General features: G+C 35.5%; 7 protein-coding genes. 3 read left to right on the top strand and 4 right to left on the bottom strand.

The window, feature by feature from the left end:
* Window positions 1–111 precede the first annotated feature (111 nt).
* From gnd to C8C88_RS07135, 3 genes are all read left to right on the top strand, one after another.
* Window positions 112–1,011 (top strand): phosphogluconate dehydrogenase (NAD(+)-dependent, decarboxylating), encoded by a 900-nt coding sequence (gene gnd / locus C8C88_RS07145; protein WP_121337449.1) that lies wholly within the window; start codon window positions 112–114, stop codon window positions 1,009–1,011.
* A gap of 64 nt (window positions 1,012–1,075) precedes the next feature.
* Entirely contained in the window at window positions 1,076–2,395 is a 1,320-nt protein-coding gene (locus tag C8C88_RS07140) for a gluconate:H+ symporter (protein WP_121337448.1), read from the top strand.
* Window positions 2,396–2,420: 25 nt separating this feature from the next.
* The gene (locus C8C88_RS07135; RefSeq protein ID WP_121337447.1) at window positions 2,421–3,839 is read left to right on the top strand and encodes a gluconokinase; all 1,419 of its coding nucleotides are present in this window, start codon (window positions 2,421–2,423) and stop codon (window positions 3,837–3,839) included.
* A gap of 140 nt (window positions 3,840–3,979) precedes the next feature.
* Here C8C88_RS07135 and C8C88_RS07130 read toward each other — a convergent pair whose 3' ends face one another.
* The 4 genes from C8C88_RS07130 to C8C88_RS07115 all read right to left on the bottom strand — a co-directional run bounded on the left by C8C88_RS07130 (window position 3,980) and on the right by C8C88_RS07115 (window position 19,942).
* Complete coding sequence (locus tag C8C88_RS07130; protein WP_121337446.1) at window positions 3,980–5,920, bottom strand: OmpA family protein; 1,941 nt, start codon at window positions 5,918–5,920, stop codon at window positions 3,980–3,982.
* Between the two features lies 1 nt (window position 5,921).
* Entirely contained in the window at window positions 5,922–6,872 is a 951-nt protein-coding gene (locus tag C8C88_RS07125) for a type IX secretion system membrane protein PorP/SprF (RefSeq protein ID WP_121337445.1), read from the bottom strand.
* A 9-nt stretch (window positions 6,873–6,881) separates the two neighbouring features.
* Complete coding sequence (locus tag C8C88_RS07120; RefSeq protein WP_121337444.1) at window positions 6,882–18,950, bottom strand: gliding motility-associated C-terminal domain-containing protein; 12,069 nt, start codon at window positions 18,948–18,950, stop codon at window positions 6,882–6,884.
* Between the two features lie 101 nt (window positions 18,951–19,051).
* A complete protein-coding gene (locus tag C8C88_RS07115) occupies window positions 19,052–19,942 on the bottom strand; it encodes a type IX secretion system membrane protein PorP/SprF (RefSeq protein WP_121337443.1) in 891 nt (296 codons plus the stop codon).
* Between the last annotated feature and the right edge of the window lie 4 nt (window positions 19,943–19,946).

Below are 19,946 nucleotides of genomic sequence, written 5' to 3'. Positions count from 1 at the left end.
AAATAATTATTTTTATATTAAATCATATCTTTAAGAAATTAAAACCAATATTTTTACTTTAGATATTTTAATTAGTTACTTAAAATTTTACATACTTAAAAACCAAAAACAATGCAAATTGGAATTATAGGATTAGGAAAAATGGGCTTTAACCTTGCCCTAAATTTAAAACGAAACGGTTACGAAGTAGTCGCTCAAGATGTTAATACTGACTTTGTAGAAAAAATTAATAAAGAAGGAATCAATACTGCCTATTCTGTTTCTGAATTGTGCCAAAAACTAACTGCTAGAAAAGTAATTTGGCTTATGGTTCCTGCTGGAGAAATAGTAGATACTGTAATTACCTCTTTACTGCCTTTTTTAGAAAAAAATGACATTATAATTGATGGCGGAAACTCAAATTACAAAGATTCAAAACGCAGATATGCCCAACTAAAAGAAAAAGGAATTGACTTTCTAGACTGTGGAACTTCTGGCGGAACTTCTGGAGCTTTAAATGGCGCTTGCACAATGATTGGCGGAGACGCAGAAGTTTTTGAATATGTTGCGCAAGTTTTCAAAGATATTTCAGTTGAAAATGGGCATTTATATACTGGCGCAGCAGGAAGTGGTCATTTCACAAAAATGGTTCATAATGGAATTGAATATGGTATGATGCAATCAATTGCAGAAGGTTTTGAGGTTTTTGAACATTCTGAATTTGATATTGATTTCGAAAAAACGGCTAAGCTTTTTAATCATGGCTCTGTGGTTCGAAGTTGGTTAATGGAACTCACCGAAAATGCTTTTTCGAAAGATCCAAAATTGGATGGTATCAAGGGAATTATGCATTCTTCTGGCGAAGGCAAATGGACGCTGGAAACCGCTTTGGATTTAGGCGTTCCAACTCCCGTTATTGCCTTATCAATAATGATGCGTTACCGTTCTCAGATGCAAGATACTTTTTCTGGAAAAGTTGTGGCGGCACTTCGCAATGAATTTGGAGGACATGCAGTTGAAAAAAACGAGTAATTAGTCTCGTTTATAATTAGCGAAAACCATCGTAAATAATTTCTAACTTTTCAAATTCTGCTCCATGTCTATACTTCTTTTGATTGCAAGCATTGTTTTATTACTTGTCTTAATATCAGCTGTAAAACTTAATGCTTTCCTTTCCTTAATACTTGCTTCCTTATTTGTTGGAATTACAAAAGGCATGTTTTTTCCTGATATTATCAATTCGGTACAAGAAGGAATTGGAAGTACTTTAGGCTCCTTGATTTTTATTATTGCTTTAGGTGTTATTTTAGGAAACATTCTTTCAGATAGTGGAGCGGCTCAGCGAATAAGTGTCAAAATGATTGACTCCTTTGGTATAAAAAATATTAAATGGGCGCTATTGATTACAGGATTTGCTGTAGGAATTTCGATGTTCTACAATGCTGGGTTTATTATTCTGATTCCAATGGTTTTTGCTGTTGCCAAAAACACAAAGCAACCAATTATTTACATCGGAGTTGCAATGGCATCTGCGCTTTCTATAACTCACGGTTTTTTACCGCCTCATCCAGGACCAACAGCAATTGCAGTAATTTTCAAAGCTGATATTGGTAAAACTTTACTCTACGGACTCATCGTTGCGATACCCGCTCTAATTATGGCGGGAATTGTTTTTCCTGAGTTTATCAAAAAAATTGTGGCCAATCCTCCCAAAGGATTATTCGAAAACAGAACCTTTAGCGAAACCGAAATGCCTGCTTTTGGAATTAGTATTCTAACCGCTTTAGTACCTGTTATTCTGATGGCGTTAGCAACACTAAGTGAATTAGTATTACCCGAAGAATCTTCCTTACGACATCTATTAGGATTTATTGGCAACCCAACAACTTCAATGTTAATTGCGGTTCTTTTTGCTATTTTTATCTTAGGAATAAACCGCGGTCAGAAAATGCAGGATATTATGACCAAATCGAGTACTGCACTTAGTTCAGCCACAATGATTATTATGATTATTGGTGCTGGAGGCGCTTTCAAACAAGTGCTTATAGACAGTGGGATTGGAACTGATTTAGCTGCTTTTTTTGAACAATCAACGCTTTCTCCTTTGCTTTTGGGATGGCTTATTGCTACCATAATTCGTATTGCATTAGGCTCCGCAACCGTAGCGGGATTAACAGCTGCAGGAATTGTACAACCTTTAGTAGCGAGTTCTGGAATAAGTCCTGAATTGATGGTGCTTTCTATTGGAGCTGGAAGTTTGATGTGTTCTCATGTAAACGATACTGGTTTCTGGATGTTCAAAGAATATTTTGGCATCAGTGTTGTTGACACTTTCAAAACTTGGACTGCAATGGAAACAATCATTGGAATTATGGGATTGGTTGGCGTATTAGTTCTGAATCTATTCGTAGGATAAAAATTAAAGCATCTAAACCCAAGACATGGAATCATTTTACATAGGAATTGACATTGGCACAACTGCAACTAAGGCGGTATGTTTTGATATTAACGGGAAAGTTATTCGGCAGTTTTCTCATTCCTATCCTATGTATCATCCCAAACCAGATTGGAGTGTTCAAAAACCAGATGAGATTTTGGACGCAGTATTGGCTTGCATAGCAGAAATCACAAAAGGAATCAAACCAGAATTTATCAGTTTCAGTTCGGCTATGCAAAGTATCATAGCGGTCAACAAAGATGGAAATCCTATTACTGATGCTGTTTTGTGGGCTGATAACAGATCCCATGCATGGGCTGAAAAACTAAAAAATTCCAAACAAGGGAAAGACTTTTATCAAAAAACTGGAATCCCGATTCACCCTTTTTCTCCAATGACCAAAATTGCTTGGTTCAAAGAATTTGATACCGAAGTTTTTCTGAAAACATATAAATTTATAAGTATAAAAGAATATGTTTGGCAAAAACTAACGGGTGAATATGCTATTGATTCTTCAATGACCTCGGGTACTGGCTTAATGAATATTCATACTTTAAAATGGGAGATAGACATCTTAGATTATTTAACTATAAGTGAAAACCAACTTTCAACTATTTACAGTCCAACTCATCAGGGCAGAGGACTCGCTGATAATTTTCTTTATATTCTTGGTGGTGGCGATGGTGCACTGGCAAATTTAGGCACTGGAGCAATGAAACAAGGACGAATTGCACTTACAATTGGCACTAGTGGAGCGGTTCGATTGCCCATTGACAAACCTTATATTGATGCTGAAATGCGTACTCAATGTTACCATTTAATAGGCAATCAATACTTGAAATTAGGAGCTGTAAATAATGGCGCAATTATTTTACAATGGCTCAAAGAATCTATATTAAAAACGAATGATTCCTTTGAAACACTATTTGAAGAAGCAGAAAAAATTCCTGCAGGTTCAGAAGGATTACTTTTTGTCCCTTATTTACTTGGAGAAAGAGCTCCAATTTGGGATGCCTCCGCCGAAGGAACGCTTTTAGGAATTCGTATAATTCACAGCAGCGCTCATTTTATTAGAGCAACTTTAGAAGGTATTTTATTTGGATTATTAAGCGTAACCGAAATCTTGCTTCCTGATTTAGATAAAAGACACGAAACTACCATTATGGCCAGTGGAGGTTTTGGAAAAAGCGAACTTTGGTTACAAATGGTTGCGGATATTTTCCAAATGAATGTAGCAGTATCAGAAACTACGGAAGGATCCGCTTGGGGCGCTGTATTATTGGGCATGAAATCTATAAAAATAGAAGTTTCGGACGATAATCCACCCATGAAATTATTTTTACCAAATCCTCTAAACAAAAAGGTTTACGAACAAAATTTCGATAAATTTAAACGTGTATATCCTTTATTGAAAGAACTATAATTTGGATTTATTTGACTCAAAAAAAGAAGTTTTGAAATAAAAAATGCCTCCTAAAAAGGAAGCATTTATTTGCAGAAGGGAATCAGTTTACAACAGCTAAACTGTATAGATTATTACATAAATAACCCTTTTAATATAAATTATTTAATAATCAAAAAAGTACTTCTTCTATTTTTTTCATGCTCGTTTTCTGAACATTTTACTCCATCAGAGCAATTATTTGTAAGTTTTAATTCTCCATAACCCACAGCAATTAATCTTGATGCTACAATTCCTTTTGCAGTAAGATAATTCAAAATAGACTGAGCTCTCTTTTGAGATAAAATTAAATTATACTCTTTTGAAGCTCTACTATCAGTATGTGATCCTATTTCAATATTAACTCTTGGATGAAGATTCATATAGGCAACTAAATTATTAAGCTTTAATTTAGCATCATCACGAATAGTATGTTTATTTAAATCGAAATAAATTTTATCAATTTGTAAATCAGCAGCAACATCATAATCAACCACTGTAGGCACTTTACTAATATCAAAATCTCCTAGCATTTTACTTAATAAAATTGTAGAAATTTTATTCTCAGCATCCATTCTTAACTCAACTTCTTTTAGAATATACTTATCTTTTTCTAATTTAACTGTATAAACAGAATTAGGCATTATGGTATTAAAATTAATTTTACCCTCAAGATCTGTCTTGGCATTTGCTATTATACTATTATCCGAATTAGTTATTGAAACAGAGACATTATCCAAAGTTTTGTTCGTCTTTTCATCTCTAATGACAACATCTAAAACTAAAGGCAACCCTTTTAATTTGTCTAAATTAGGTTTTTCTATAACATCAAAAGAGTAAATATCATCATCGCCCATTCCTCCAGGTTTGTTTGACGTATAATACCCTCTCGAATTCTGATTGTCAATTATTAATCCGAAATCATCATATGACGAATTGATATCATTTCCAAGATGAATAACTTTTGCATTAACATCTGTTAAATCTATTGAAAATAAATCCAATCCCCCATTACCCGGATGTCCATCTGAAGCAAAAATCAACGTATTGTTTTTAGTCACAAAAGGATATGTTTCTCTTCCTTCCGTGTTAATCGTATTAGGCAAATGACTAATTTTTCCAAAAGAACCATCTTCATTTATCTCTATTTTGAACAAGTCTGAATCTCCAAATGTTCCAGCCATATCAGAGGCAAAAAACAAACTTTTACCATCGGGACTTATTGCGGGATGTGCGATTCGAACAGAATCTTTTTGCGCAAAAGACAATCCACCTTTAGTTATCCATTTACCATTTTCAAAAACAGATTTAAATAATTCAAACTCGTTACTCTGTGATTCATTAACTGAGGAGCCTAACAATCTATTTTGAGTATAATACATGGTCTTACCATCTTTTGAAAATACTGGTGTAGTTTCATGATAGTCAGAATAACTTGCTTTAGAAAACAATTTTGGCTCACTAAAATCATTATTATCTTTTTTAACCGTTTCATAAATCTTAATAAAATACTGTCCTGTTCTAGGATAAATAGTATTTGACAAAGCATTTCCCCTTGCGCTAGAGAACAGTAGAGTATCCCCTTTTAATGTTGTTCCAAAGTCTGAGAGTTCTGAATTAAAAAGCAATGGTTTTATATTTGAGAATTCAAACAATGGTTTTCTATCAGATGGTGCATTTAATAATAAGGTTCTGATTTGATTTGGGCTCTGTTTTTTAAACAATTCCAATTGCTCTTTAGACTGTTCAGATAATCCTACCGTTTTCAAAGTTTGTGCATACCGATAGTGACTCTCGCTTTTCATCTGAGGTGTTATCGTATATAATTTAGCAAACCACTTATTTGCCAGAACATAAGCGGCATTTTTATAATAAATGTTAGCTAAATTTTCCATTACTTCTGGAGTAGCTTGACCGTTTTTGTATAGTCTTTCGTATATTTTAATTGCAGCTAAATATTCGAAATTCTTAACTTTTTTATCTGCTTCTTTAATTGCATTTTGTTGTGAAAACACCAACAAAGGGCATAGTATAAATAGGAATAATATTTTTTTCGTATCCATTTTAAAAGTATCTTGGTGTATCTATTCGTGATTTATTTCTAAAAATATCAAAAACTAAAAATAGTTCATGAGAACCCGAAACTATTTTAGTTAGTCTAGAGGTTTCTCTATCGTATCCATAACCTACGAATAAATTGTCATTAATTTGAAAACCTGCCATGGCACTTACTGCTATATTCCATCTGTAAGACATCCCGAAAGAAAATTTATTATTGTATAACATGTTTGCAGTCAAATCTAATTGCAAAGGTGTTCCTTCAGTTGATTTAACAACAAATGCAGGCTTAAATTTTAAATCATAATTTAAATCAAACACTTTTCCTCCCATTAAATACAAATGATATCTTTGATTTACGGAAGAGCTAACTACATCATCATAGCGTTTAGCATCTAATATCATTGGTATAGACAATCCTAAATAACTGTTATCATTGTAATAAAATAATCCAAGTCCTAAGTTTGGAGAGAATCTATTAGAAATATTGTTACTCACCATATTTTCTCCCGGATTATATTCTGAAATCTTACTGTAATCAATATTCAATATATTTCCAGAGGTTTTGACACCAAATGCTAATCTATTGTCTTTATTTAAAAACAGTGTGTATGACAGGTCAACCGCTAACTGTGTCTCATCACTTGGTCCAATTTTATCATTTAATACCGAAACACCAAAGCCCATTTTAGTACCCTCAATAGGTTTATGCATGGAGAAATTGGCCGTAGTTGGAGCTCCTTCTAAACCTACCCATTGAGCTCTGTAGAGACCAAAGAGCTTTAAATTCCCATTTGAACCCGCATAAGCAGGATTCACAATAGTAGTATTATACATATACTGGGTATACTGAGGTTCTTGTTGTGCGTAGATAGCTACTGTACAAAAGAATACAATTACAAAAATTGTCTTTTTCATCATTTTAATTTTATTGTTTGATGATTTATTGATGTCCATAAATAAATTTTATTTGTTAATGAAGAGGTATCCTGTACTTGTTTTTTGTATTCCTTCATTTGTCGTATAACGTATTTGATAAAAATAAGTTCCAGCAGGTAATCCAACCCCTCTATCCATGGTACATTGACCATCAGAATAACCTCTGAAATACCTGTCATTAGTTCCATATCCATCTTCTTGATATACTATAACTCCCCATCTATTGAAAACAGTTACTGTATTGTTTGGAAACAAATCAATGTTACTAATTACAAACACATCATTTTCACCGTTTCCATTTGGCGTAAGCGATTGAAACACTTTTAAATCATCTTTTGGATCTGTGCTATTATTTACCTCTAGATAATCTGGTATTTCATTGCCATTATAATTTGATGGTAGTTTTGGATCTGGACCAATTTCAGTACTGTTGATAATTCCATCTCCATCACAATCATCGTCTAAGAATTGCATTGATAATGGCAAAGTAACATTAGCTGGAACCGAACTACAATAATTATTTACATCCGTTTTGTCTTTTATTTCTTGTCCGTTAGTAACACCATCTCCATCACAATCTAAGTTATCCCATGAATCACTTGTCCCTAATGTTTGATTTGTTGCTATTAATGAGCAAGGATCTATTGGATCTGTTTTATCTGCTACTTCACGAGCATTAATAACTCCATCTCCATCACAATCTGAATTATTCCAGATCTGATTTGACAAAACCGTTTGGTGAGATAACACAAAAGAACATAAGTCTAATGAATCAGTACCATCAAGTATTTCTTTACGATTGGTTACTCCATCTCCATCACAATCTGAATTATTCCATAAATTACTTGTAGTTACTGTTTGATTTGCCTCAACAAATAAACATAAATCAGTAGGATTAGTTCCGTCAAGAATTTCTTGTCCATTTGTAACACCATCACCATCACAATCAGCAGCTTTCCATGCACTAGTTGTTGCTAGGGTGATATGATTTGGATTGAATGAACATAAATCTGTTGGGTTCGTTCCGTCAAGAATTTCTTGATTATTTTTAACACCGTCTCCATCACAATCTGCATTATTCCAAGCCAAACTTGTTTCTTCAGAAATATGTACTGGATTTAATGAGCATAAATCATTTGGATCAGTAGCGTCAATAACTTCTTGACCATTTTTAACTCCATCACCATCGCAATCTGAATTATTCCAAACCGCTAATGTTGACACTGTACTGTTAGAAAATATGAAAGCACACATATCAGTAGGATCTGTTCCATCGATTACTTCTTGTGCATTAGTCACTCCATCTCCATCACAATCAGCATCATTCCAAGCCGTAAGAGTCTCAACTGTTTGAGAAGCAAATTTAAGAGAACATGCATCGCTTGGGTCAGTAGCATCAATTAACTCCTGTCCATTTGTAACACCATCTCCATCGCAATCATTAATTGGAAAATCTAAACAAGCTCCAACAGTAATCGCTGCAATAGTTTGACTCGTATTAGTAGGGTTTAATTTTTCAGCTATTTTATACTTAAGTTCATATATTCCTGAAGGTGTTCCTGGAGCAATAGTAATTGTTCCATTTGCATTTAAGGTTAATCCCGAAGGTGTAATTACAGCAGAAAGGTTAATCTCTAAAGGTGATACTATAACACTATTTAAGTAATCATTATTCAATACAGATAATGTTGTCTCTCCTTTCACTCCATTTAAAGGACCGAAGGCATCACTTTGAGCGATAATAGTTGTTGTAGAAACAACTATATTCGTTACAACTTGACTACAGTTAGACGGATTTGCAACTTCACATATTTTATAAGTCAAATTATAAACACCTGAAGCTGTTCCTGGAAGCACCGTGACTGTTCCATTAGCATTCAAGACAAATCCTGACGGTATTGTAACCCCTGAAAGTATAATTTCAGAAGGAACAACTTGGGCTCCGTTTAACAAATCATTATTCAATACCGAAGGAGTTATTCCTCCAGTGTATCCATTTATTGGAGTAAAATTATCTGTTACAGCGGTTAATGCACATGTAAGATTCACATAAACTGCTGTTCTTGCAATACTTTCGCATCCTGAAACAGTTTGTGTTCCATAATAAGTAGTTCCAGATACTAAATTAGTATTAGGATCTAATGCAGAACCGCCTATCGAATTTAAATACCATTTAACTCCTAATCCCATAGTTGTTTTTAAATTACTCACTTTAGGACTACCCGCATAACAAATATTTTGTGTAGCATTTGCAGTTGGAGCAGCTGGAGCGTTAATATTTATCACTATGGTGTCAGAAGCTGAATTTTCCCCACATCCTAATGACGACCCTGTAACAGTCATTCTTAGTGTTACACTTCCATTTGCAATATCCGCAATACTTGGTGTATATATTGCATTTGCGATTGTTGCATTAGCAAAAGTTCCTGTTCCTGAAACAATAGACCAGATGACAGTACCATTTTGTGCATTTGCAGAAGCTGTAAATGGAGAACCTCCACATATAATTGTAGTAGCAGGCCCTGCATCAGCAACTGGAATAGGATTCACAGCAATTATTGCTGAAGTGGAATATGCAACTGAGCAAACACTATTTCTTACTGCAACTCTATAATATTTAGTTGTAGTTAAATTTGTTGCTGAATAAGTAGTCGAAGTAGCTCCAACAATATCATTAAACGTAACATTATCAGTAGAAGATTGCCATTGAATAGCTCCCAAATTCCCTGCCAATGACAATGTTGTGCTGTTTGTTCCTGAACATACTGAAGTCCCTCCAGAAATAACACCAGCTACCGAAGAAGGGCTAACCGTAATAGTAGCTACTGAAGATTCCGAAGAAGAGCAAACTCCGCTAGTCAATACTGCTCTATAATAAGTTGTAGTAGTCAAATTTGACACTGTATAAGTAGCCGCATTTGCCGATGGAATATCTTCAAACGTACTGTTATTAGTTGAAGATTGCCATTGAATACTTCCTGTATATTCTGATAATTTCAAAGTTGTACTATTAGTTCCAGTACATACCGTTGAAGTTCCTGCAACAATTCCCCCAGCAGAAACTGGATAAATCGTTAATACTACACTATCAGAAGCTGTAGGAATGTTACAATTCCCAGGAGGAGTAACTGTCATCGTCAACACAACCGTTCCTGTAGCTTTGTCAGCAGCACTTGGTGTATAAATAGCATTGGCGCTTGCAGGACTATCAAAAGTACCTGAGCCACTTGATGTCCATAAAATAACACCTCCACTTGCTGTACCATCAGTTTGATAGGTCAAGCCTGCACAAATACTAGCTGTACTAGGTCCTGCATTCGATATTGGAGTTGGTATCTGTTCTGATTCGCTGATTGTAAAAGTTTTAACTAAAATACAATCATTAGTATCTGTTATAGTACATGTATAAGTTCCTGCAACTAGGTTATTTGCTGAAGCAAAGTTTCCACCAGATGGAGACCAAGAATACGTGTATGGCGAAACTCCTCCTGAAACAGTAACCGAAGCCGAACCTGTTGCTTGTCCGAAACAGATCACATTAGTTTGAGACACCGTAGCGCTTAAAACAGATGGCTGATTAATTGTAAAATTTTTAACTAAACTACATCCGTTAGCATCTGTGATAGTACAAGAATAACTTCCTGCAGCTAAATTACTTGCCGTTGGGGTTGTTTCTCCATTGGACCATAAATAAGAATATGATGGATTTCCTCCTGTTACAGAAACTGTAGCAGAACCGGTATTATCTGCATTACATTTTACATCTACTTTTGATGTAGTTGCACTTAATATTGGAGCTTGAGAAATTGTAATGTTTCGAGTCACTGTACATCCATTACTATCAGTTACAACACAGGAATAATTTCCAGCTACTAAATTTGAAGCTGTTGCTGTAATTCCTCCAGATGGATACCAAGAATATGTATATGGAGAAACTCCTCCTGTTACAGTAACAGTTGCTGATCCCGAAGCTAGGCCGTTACAACCAACATTCAATTGTGAAACTGAAGTAGATAACGCTGCTGGTTCTAATATATTGATTGTTTTTTGAACACTAGCTCCATTAGCATCTGTAACAGTACAACTATAAGTTCCTGAAGACAAACCGCTTAAAGTAGCACCTAAACCTACAGAAGGTGACCAAACATAAGTATATGGTAATACTCCTCCAGAAGCCGAAACTCCAGCAGTACCATTTGCCCCACCATTACAACTTACATCTGTTTTAGCAGTATTTACAACTAAAGCTGTAGGTTGATAAAGTACAATTGATTTATTTATAGAACACCCTTTTGCATCCGTAATTGTACAAGTATATGTACCGGCTTCTAAACCTGTCGCAACAGGAGTTGACGCGCCATTAGACCATGAGTAAGTATATTCAGGCGTTCCTCCTGAAACAGATACCGAAGCTGAACCAGTCGAAGCTCCATTAACTGTAGGATCAACTTTAGCTATTGTTGCAGAAAGAGCTGCATTCGGTTGAGTTATAGTAACCGTTTTAGTTATAAAAGCACCATTAGAATCCGTAATGTAACAAGTATAAGTACCAGCACTCAATCCTGATGCCACTGGTGTATTGCCTCCTGAAGGAGACCATAAATAAGTATAATTTGAAGATCCACCAGATACATTAGATACTATTGCTGATCCGTCATTTCCTCCGTAGCAACTCACATTAGTATTTGCCACCGAGGCTATCATTGAAGTAGCTTGAGTGATTGCAAAATTTTTAGTCACTGAACAACCCTTAGCATCTGTTATAACACAAGTATAATCCCCAGCAATTAAGTTTGAAACTGTTGCAGCTGTACCGCCTTGTGACCAAGCATAGCTATATGGAGCTGTACCGCCTAAAACAGTAACAGTAGCTGATCCCGTTGAAGCTCCATAAACAGCAATATTTGTTTGGTTAGTGGTCGCACTTAATGCGGATGTAGGTTGCGTAATTGTAAAGTTTTTAGTGACGATACAACCATTCGCATCTGTAATAGTACAAATATAAGATCCTGCACTTAAAGTAGCGGCACTTGAATTTCCTCCTGATGGTGACCATAAATAAGTATAAGGCCCAACTCCTCCAGACGCGGTAACACTGGCTGTAATAGTTCCTCCATAACAAGAAATTGCAGAAGAAACTGCAGTAGCGCTTAAAGTAGATGATGGTTGTGTAATTGTAAAGTTTTTAGTCACAGTTGCTCCATTAGCATCCGTAATTGTACATACATAAGTCCCAGCAACTAAATTAGAAGCGGATGCTCCTGTTGACACATTTGGAGACCATGAATACACGTATGGCGCAACTCCCCCTGTCACTACAACTGTAGCTGTTCCGGTAGCAGAACCAAAACATAATATATTTGTTGCAATTGTTGAACCAGAGTTAACTGCAAAAATAGCAGGTTGTGTTATTGTAAAGTCTTTAGTTAAAACACACCCATTTGCATCTGTTATAGTACATACATAATTACCAGCAGCTAAATTAGAAGCAGTTGCAGATATACTAGCTGAATTATCCCAAGAATAAGTGTATGGTGCAGTACCTCCAGAAACATTAACTGTAGCTGAACCTGTGTTTTGCCCGTTGATTCCAACATTAGTTTGCAAAGTACTTGCTACCAATACTGATGGCTGAGTTATGTTGAAAGATTTGGTTATTGAAATCCCAGCACCATTATTTTCAGTAATCGTACAAGTATAAGTATTAGGGGCTAATCCTGTAATAGAGGATGTTGTAGCATTATTAGACCATAAATAAGTATATGGTAATCTACCACCTGTAGCTGTAACTGTGGCTGTACCATTTAAAGTGCCATTACAAGTAATATTAGTAGAAGTAGTAGTAGCAGAGAAAGCACTTGGTTCTGTTATGCTAAATTCCTGTAAAATGGAACAACCTTTTGCATCTACTATAGTACAAGTATAATTCCCTGCGGACAAATCAGTAGCTGTATCTGTTGTTCCTCCAGAAGGTGACCAAGAATATGTATATGGCGCTGTTCCTCCAGTAACTACGACTTTTGCACTTCCATCAGTACCATTATTTGTAGTTATATTAGTTTGAGATGATGTAACCGCTAAAGCAGTTGGCTGTGTTATTGTAAATAATTTAGTTACTGAACATCCATTCACATCTGTAACGACACAACTGTAATCTCCAGCTAGTAAATTTGGAAGTTCATTTCCTGTTTGGCTTAATCTAGTAGTTCCTTTATACCAAACATACGTATAAGGTGTTGTACCACCTGAAGCAACAACTGAAGCAAAACCATCCGCTCCATCATTACAACTTACATTACTAGACGTAACTACTGCAGTGGTAGTAAAAATAGATAAAACAACCGTATCTGTTGGTACATCAAGAGCACATCCATTAAGACCAGTAACAGTCATAGTAAGTGTAACTGTGCCTGAAGTTTCCGTTACGCCTGGTGTATATATAGGTGTAGCAATAGTATCATTATTAAAGGTTCCTGAACCTGATGTTGTCCATTTTATAGCACCATTTGTAGCAGTTCCTTGTGTTTGATAAGTAGTTCCTCCACATATTATCGCTGTAGCAGGTCCTGCATTTACAGTTGGATTTGGCGAAATTGTTAATTCGATTGAATCCGTTTTAATATTTCCTACACAACTTCCTGAATTACCAACAACTTTAATTGTTAATGTAACATTTTCGGCTAATTTATCTGCTTCACTTGGTGTATAAATAGGATTTGCTATAGTACTATCGCTAAATGTACCTGTACCTGAAGTAGACCAAGTGATAGCTCCATTAGTAGCTGCTCCTTGCGTTTGATACGTACTGTTTGAACACATACTTGCTGTTGTAGGTCCTGCATCTGCAGTAGGTGCAGGTGAAACTGTTAATACCATTGTATCAACAATTGGTGCTAATGTTTCACATTCATTTGTACCAGTAACAGTCATTGTTAAGGTAACAACAGTATCCGTTGAAGCAGGTGTATAAACTGCATTTAAAGCGGTATCATCATCGAATGACCCTTCTCCTGAAGTAGTCCATTTAATCGTACCACCGCTAGCGGTTCCAACTGTTGTAAAAGTAGCATCTGAACATATTCCGTCGTTAGTTCCTGCATTTGCAGTAGGAACAGGAGAGAATAATAATCTAATTTCAGCAACTGCGTTACATGATGCATTTCCAGTTACAGTCATTGTTAATACTACAGAACCAGCTGCTATATCGTCAGATGAAGGAGTATAAATAGGTTTTTCTTGTGTAGCATCATTAAAACTTCCATTTCCTGAAGTTGTCCACAAAATTGATGTTTTATTCGTTGCTACTGCATTGCTTGCAGTATAGGATAAGCCTGTACAAACAGCGACTTCAGAAGGGCCTGCGTAAGCAGTGGCTGTTGGCGTTACAGTCAATACAACGGTATCAGAAGAAGCCTCAGAAGTACAACCTGCCACTGAACCAGTAACGGTCATGGTTAAAGTAACTGTACCTGCTGTGATATCATTTGAACCAGGTGTGTAAATTGGATTTTCTAATGTTGCATTATTAAAACTTCCATTTCCTGAAGTCGTCCAAAGTACCGTACCATTTGTTGCAGTCGCAGCTGTGTTAAAACTACCATTTGAACAAACCGTAGCATCAAGTCCGGCATTTGCTTTTGGTGCCAATGCAAAACTAAGTTTCATTTGATCGAAACCTACTTCGGATGCACAAGTTCCAGAACCACTTACCACCATTGTTAAATTTACTGAACCTGCTATAATATCAGCAGCTGAAGGAGTATAAGTAGGTTGAGCAATAGATTGACTACTAAAAGTACCCGTACCATTAGAAAACCAATAAATGGTTGATGTGTTTGTAGTACTTGCATTAACAAGTTGGTATGAAGCTGCATTAGTTCCACATATTTGTACATCAGCACCAGCATTAGCAATTGGTTTCGGATCTACAGTAACTGTTTTTGCAGCACTGGTGTTAGAACAACCAGTTGTAGTATCAGTAATTGTAACTTTATAATCACCAGCTATTGCAGGTGAAATGAATTGATTTGTGCCATTTGTAACAACATTCGTAAATCCAGTACCTGTATTAACCTGCCATTGGAAACTCAAATTTGAAGGTGACGGAATCACTTCATTGGTAAAATAATAATCTGTACTACTATTTACATTTGATGTTCCTCCTGAAGGATTTCCTGAAGCATCAGTATTTAAAAAACTGATTTTATTAGTAGTAGCTGATGCTACTAATTCCGCTGTATATACTGCATTTGCAGTTAAGGCAACTGGACTATTTAATATAAAATCCTGAGAAACAAAACCAGTTGTAGGCTGATTAATCGTTACATATTGTGAAACCAATTTTGTACCTGTAGTACCTTCACCTGAATAAATATTTAATTTGGCTATAAATGAAGAAGTATTAGAAGTATTCTTAAAACCAAAACTTACTTTAGTTAAATTTCCAGTCACGCCACTTGTAAATGATTGCCAACCCGAAGAAGAATTTGAAGTAATTTCTTCAGGACTTTTAACAGCGGTATAGTTAATATCTGAACTGCTTGCTGTAGCACTTAATACAATTGTATTGCCTTCGCAAATAGTATTAACCCCATAAATCGTAGCAACTGGCAAAGGATTAACCGTTACGGTTACAGCATCAGTAGTAGCTGAAGCACAACTACCACTTGTTACCACTGCTCTATAATAAGTAGTAGCAGCTAAATTAGTCGCGGTATAAGTTGTACTTGTAGAATTGATATCTGTTACAGTTCCTGAAAAATCTGATGTTTCTGATGATTGCCATTTAACTACAGATCCAGTGTTTCCTCCTAAAGTCAACAATGTACTATTGATTCCAGAACATACCGTTGCAGCTCCTGTAATTGTTCCCGCAACTGTTGTTGGGTTTACGGTAACCGTTACATTAAATGGAGTACCTGAGCAACCATTAGAAACAGGTGTTACCGAATAAACAACATTTTGATTTGTAGTTGAAGTATTTGTTAATGTTCCAGAAATTGCCGATGATGTATAATGGGTCTTAAAATATAAATCCGTAGGTTCGTTACTTTCAACACCTGAATCATAGAGATAAACTTTACCTCCGCTATAGGCATTTGAGCTTACATTAATACCTGCTTCCATCCCCACTGTAGTGTTAAAAACAAAAGTATATACCTGACCACTAATTGTGCTAATTGGTGTTGCCAAAGTAAAAGTATTTTCACCTATAGTATTGATTGTAACTGCTTGGGTTGATAATAGACTTCCTGAAATACCTGCTCCCGAATATACTTTTAATGTTGCACTTCCTGGAGATAAAATTCTATCAAAATATACTATTATTTGATCTAAATTACTTGTTTGTGTAGCTGTAAAAGATTGACCTACATCCCTTATACCACCATCCATACCAGACAAATCACCAAAAATATAGGAACCAAATGGATCTCTAGTTGTTGATTCCCCAATATTATTTTGTTCACCTGTTACATTTACATTGTCTGTATAGGTCCAAGTATAAAGTGTTCCTGCTGGAACTATATCTGTTTCATTGGCAGGAGTAACTGTAAAAGTAGATCCTGAACAAATTGTTGCGGTTTTATTGGCAATAACTGGTATTGGATTAACAGTCACAACTACAGCACTAGTAGTAGCTGAAGCACAACTACCACTTTGAACCACTGCTCTATAATAAGTAGTAGCAGCTAAATTAGTCGCAGTATAAGTTGTACTTGTAGAATTGATATCAGTTACAGTTCCCGAAAAATCCGAAGTTGCTGACGATTGCCACTTAACTACATTTCCTGTTTTTCCAGATAAAGTTAATACAGTACTATTTGTTCCAGAACAAACCGCTGCTGCACCTGTAATGGTTCCAGCAACTGATGTTGGGTTTACGGTAACTGTAACATTAAATGGCGTACCTGAGCAACCTTGAGAAGAAACTGGGGTTACTGAATAAACAACATTTTGATCTGTGTTAGATATATTAGTTAATGTCCCCGAAATTGTTGAGGATGGACTTGTACCATAATGCGTTTTAAAATATAAGTCATAACCTCCTGCACCTCCTGTAAGACCCTGATAGACATAAGATGTTCCTCCACTATACAAATCTTGTGAAATAGTAAGTCTTGCACCCATTTCAGGATAAGAATATAATACGAAAGTATATACTTGACCACTAATCGTATTTACAGGTGTAGCAAGTGTATAGGTAATTTCACCCGCTGTATCAACTGAAATGGTTTGAGTAGACAAAACACTTCCTGTATTACCAGCTCCAGAATATACCGTAAGTGTAGCATTACCACTATAATCAATATAAGGAAATTTTACAGTTATAGCCGTTAATGTTGCGCTTTGAGTTGCTGTAAAGGATTGCCCCACATCTTGCGGATTATTCATCCAGCCTCCATCTCCCATCATATAAGAATCTCCAAATCCGTAATTCCATCCTGGATCGTTTGTATTTGATTCTCCAATAAATCCTGAACCATCATTATTAGCCTCCCCAGTTACATTTACATTGTCTGTATAGGTCCAAGTATAAAGAGTCCCTGCTGGCACAACATCTGTTTCATTGGCAGGAGTAACTGTAAAAGTAGATCCTGAACAAATTGTTGCGGTTTTATTGGCAATAACTGGTATTGGATTAACAGTCACAACTACAGCACTAGTAGTAGCTGAAGTACAAAGACCACTTGTCACTACTGCTCTATAATAAGTAGTAGTAGTTAAATTAGTAGCAGTATAAGTTGATGAAGTCTCTCCCGAAATGTTTGTGAAAGTACTATTATCTGTTGAAGACTGCCATTGAATTGTTCCAGTATAACCCGATACTGTTAATACCGTACTATTTGTCCCAGAACATACTGGAGTTGCTCCAGAAATACTTCCAGCCACAGAAACTGGATAAACTACAGCTGATGATAATGTAATAGTTCTCTGTATTTTACCTATTGAATTAATAGTAATATCACCTGAAGAACCGTTTATAGCATCAGATTTTAATCTGACATAAATAATTGTACTAGAAACTATTCCATCTGATGGAGGTAAACTTAATGAATCTGTAAAACCAGAACCCGAAGTCAATGAAATTTCATAACCTGTAGGAGCTGCTATAATTAAATCTCCCGTTAAACTAGTTCCTGAAACCGTAAAACTTTGCGTATCTGAAGCTGAACCTGAGCAAGATGAAAATGAATGTATTACTCCTGAAACAAATATTGAACCATCATTATCTGCTATACTAACAATTCCTGTTCCATCAATAACTGCAGCATTAGTAGCATCCGTTAACACCACATTAAATGTCTCTAAATTTTCTTTATCAACATCATCTATAATGGAAACCGATATTGTTTTTGAAGTTTCACCTGGAGCAAAAGTCAATGCCCCTGTTTTAGCCGTATAATCAAATCCTGCAGTTGCACTAACATCAGAAGTAGCATAATTTACTGTAATTGCATTTGCACTTGCCGCAGATAAAGATACCGTAACAGTAGCTGTTCCAGCACCTTCAGAAACAGAAACATCACTGATAGATATTTTAGATAAAGTACCTAAATAAGTATTAAAACTGTCTAAAATACCTGTAGTTGCTGCATTACCTGTTACGTCACCAGGCTCTGGCGAAATAGATAAAGTAGCTCCATTATAAGTTAACCCAATATATTTTGTATCCGTAATAGTATAAGGACCTAAATTAGTAGTACTTAAACTAACATTAGTCCCAGTTGTTGGCTGAAATACTGGAGTGGTAATGGTACTACCACTCGGCGCTCTCCATTTCACAATTCCTTGAATTGCTACTTCTGTTCCTGAAGAGTCTGTTATTAAAACCGTACCTATAATATCATTCCCTTGTGCAACAAAAACTCCTGATGGAGAATTTTGGACAAACTGAACATTTGACCAACCCAAAGTTGTGAGATAATAACTTGTTGTGGCTTTATTATTAGCAACATTATTTCCAACAAAACCATTGGAAAAAGGAATTGAAATTATATTCTGACTATAACCGTTAAAACTGCTTATAAAAAGAAACAGTACTAACAGTCTAGAGTAACTTAAAAAAGATAATAGTGTTTTAGAAAATACTTTCATGATAAAACTAAGGTTTATTTATTTAAAACTTGTAAAATAATCTCGATTCCTATTTGGGTTATTTTACTTATTTATGCTTTAATTTATATTATAGGTTTTACTTAAAATCTATATTTTAATAAAAACTCGTGAGTGGTTAGCGAAGATGTTACCTCTTTACTGGTATTAATTTCATAAGCATACCCAAACAATAAGTTTTTAGATATATTTATTTTAGCATTAGCACCCGCTGCATTATTGAATCTGTACATAGCACCTATCTCAAATGCATCCATAAAACTCATATTTAAATTGGCATCAATAGAAATAGGAGCACCACTTACTTCACGCAACATGAATGAGGGTTTCAACACCATCATTGAAAGATTTCCTAAATCATAATCATATCCTGCGCTTAAGTAAAAATGAGGCGTATCAGTCGCTACTGCTACCTTACCATCATTCAGTCTAGTTCTCTGTGTATTCAAAAGTCTAGGAATTGACAAGGAAACATAAGCATTTGTCATTTTTAACAAGGCTCCTACACCAAAATTAGGATTGAATGTTTTTCTGGAATTCAGAGCTAAATCGGAAATTCCGTCATACAATTCCAGACCAGAAGTATTAACATCATAAAAATTTCCTCCAGCTTTGATTCCTAAGTAAAGATCTGTTTCTGTATTCATGATCAGTTTGTAAGAGAAATCAACCCCTACAAAGGTTTGGTTTTCAATATTAATTTTACTGTTAACTATTGAAAGACCTATACCCAAGTTTTTTCCCATACTAGCGCCTAACATTGCTGTTTGAACAGTGGGTGCATCTTTTACGCTTAACCACTGTTTTCTGTATCCAATAGCTAGATCAGTCATCCCATCTACGCCTGCATAAGCGGGATTGACAAGATTCATCTGATCTTTATATAATGTTATAATACTTTCTTGCTGAGCAAGAATCACACTGCTAGTTAATAGCAGTGCAATACACATTAAAATATTTTTGACTTTTTTCATTTAT

The organism is Flavobacterium sp. 123, assembly GCF_003634825.1.
Taxonomy (GTDB): domain Bacteria; phylum Bacteroidota; class Bacteroidia; order Flavobacteriales; family Flavobacteriaceae; genus Flavobacterium.
This window is presented reverse-complemented; position numbering and strand designations above follow the sequence as displayed.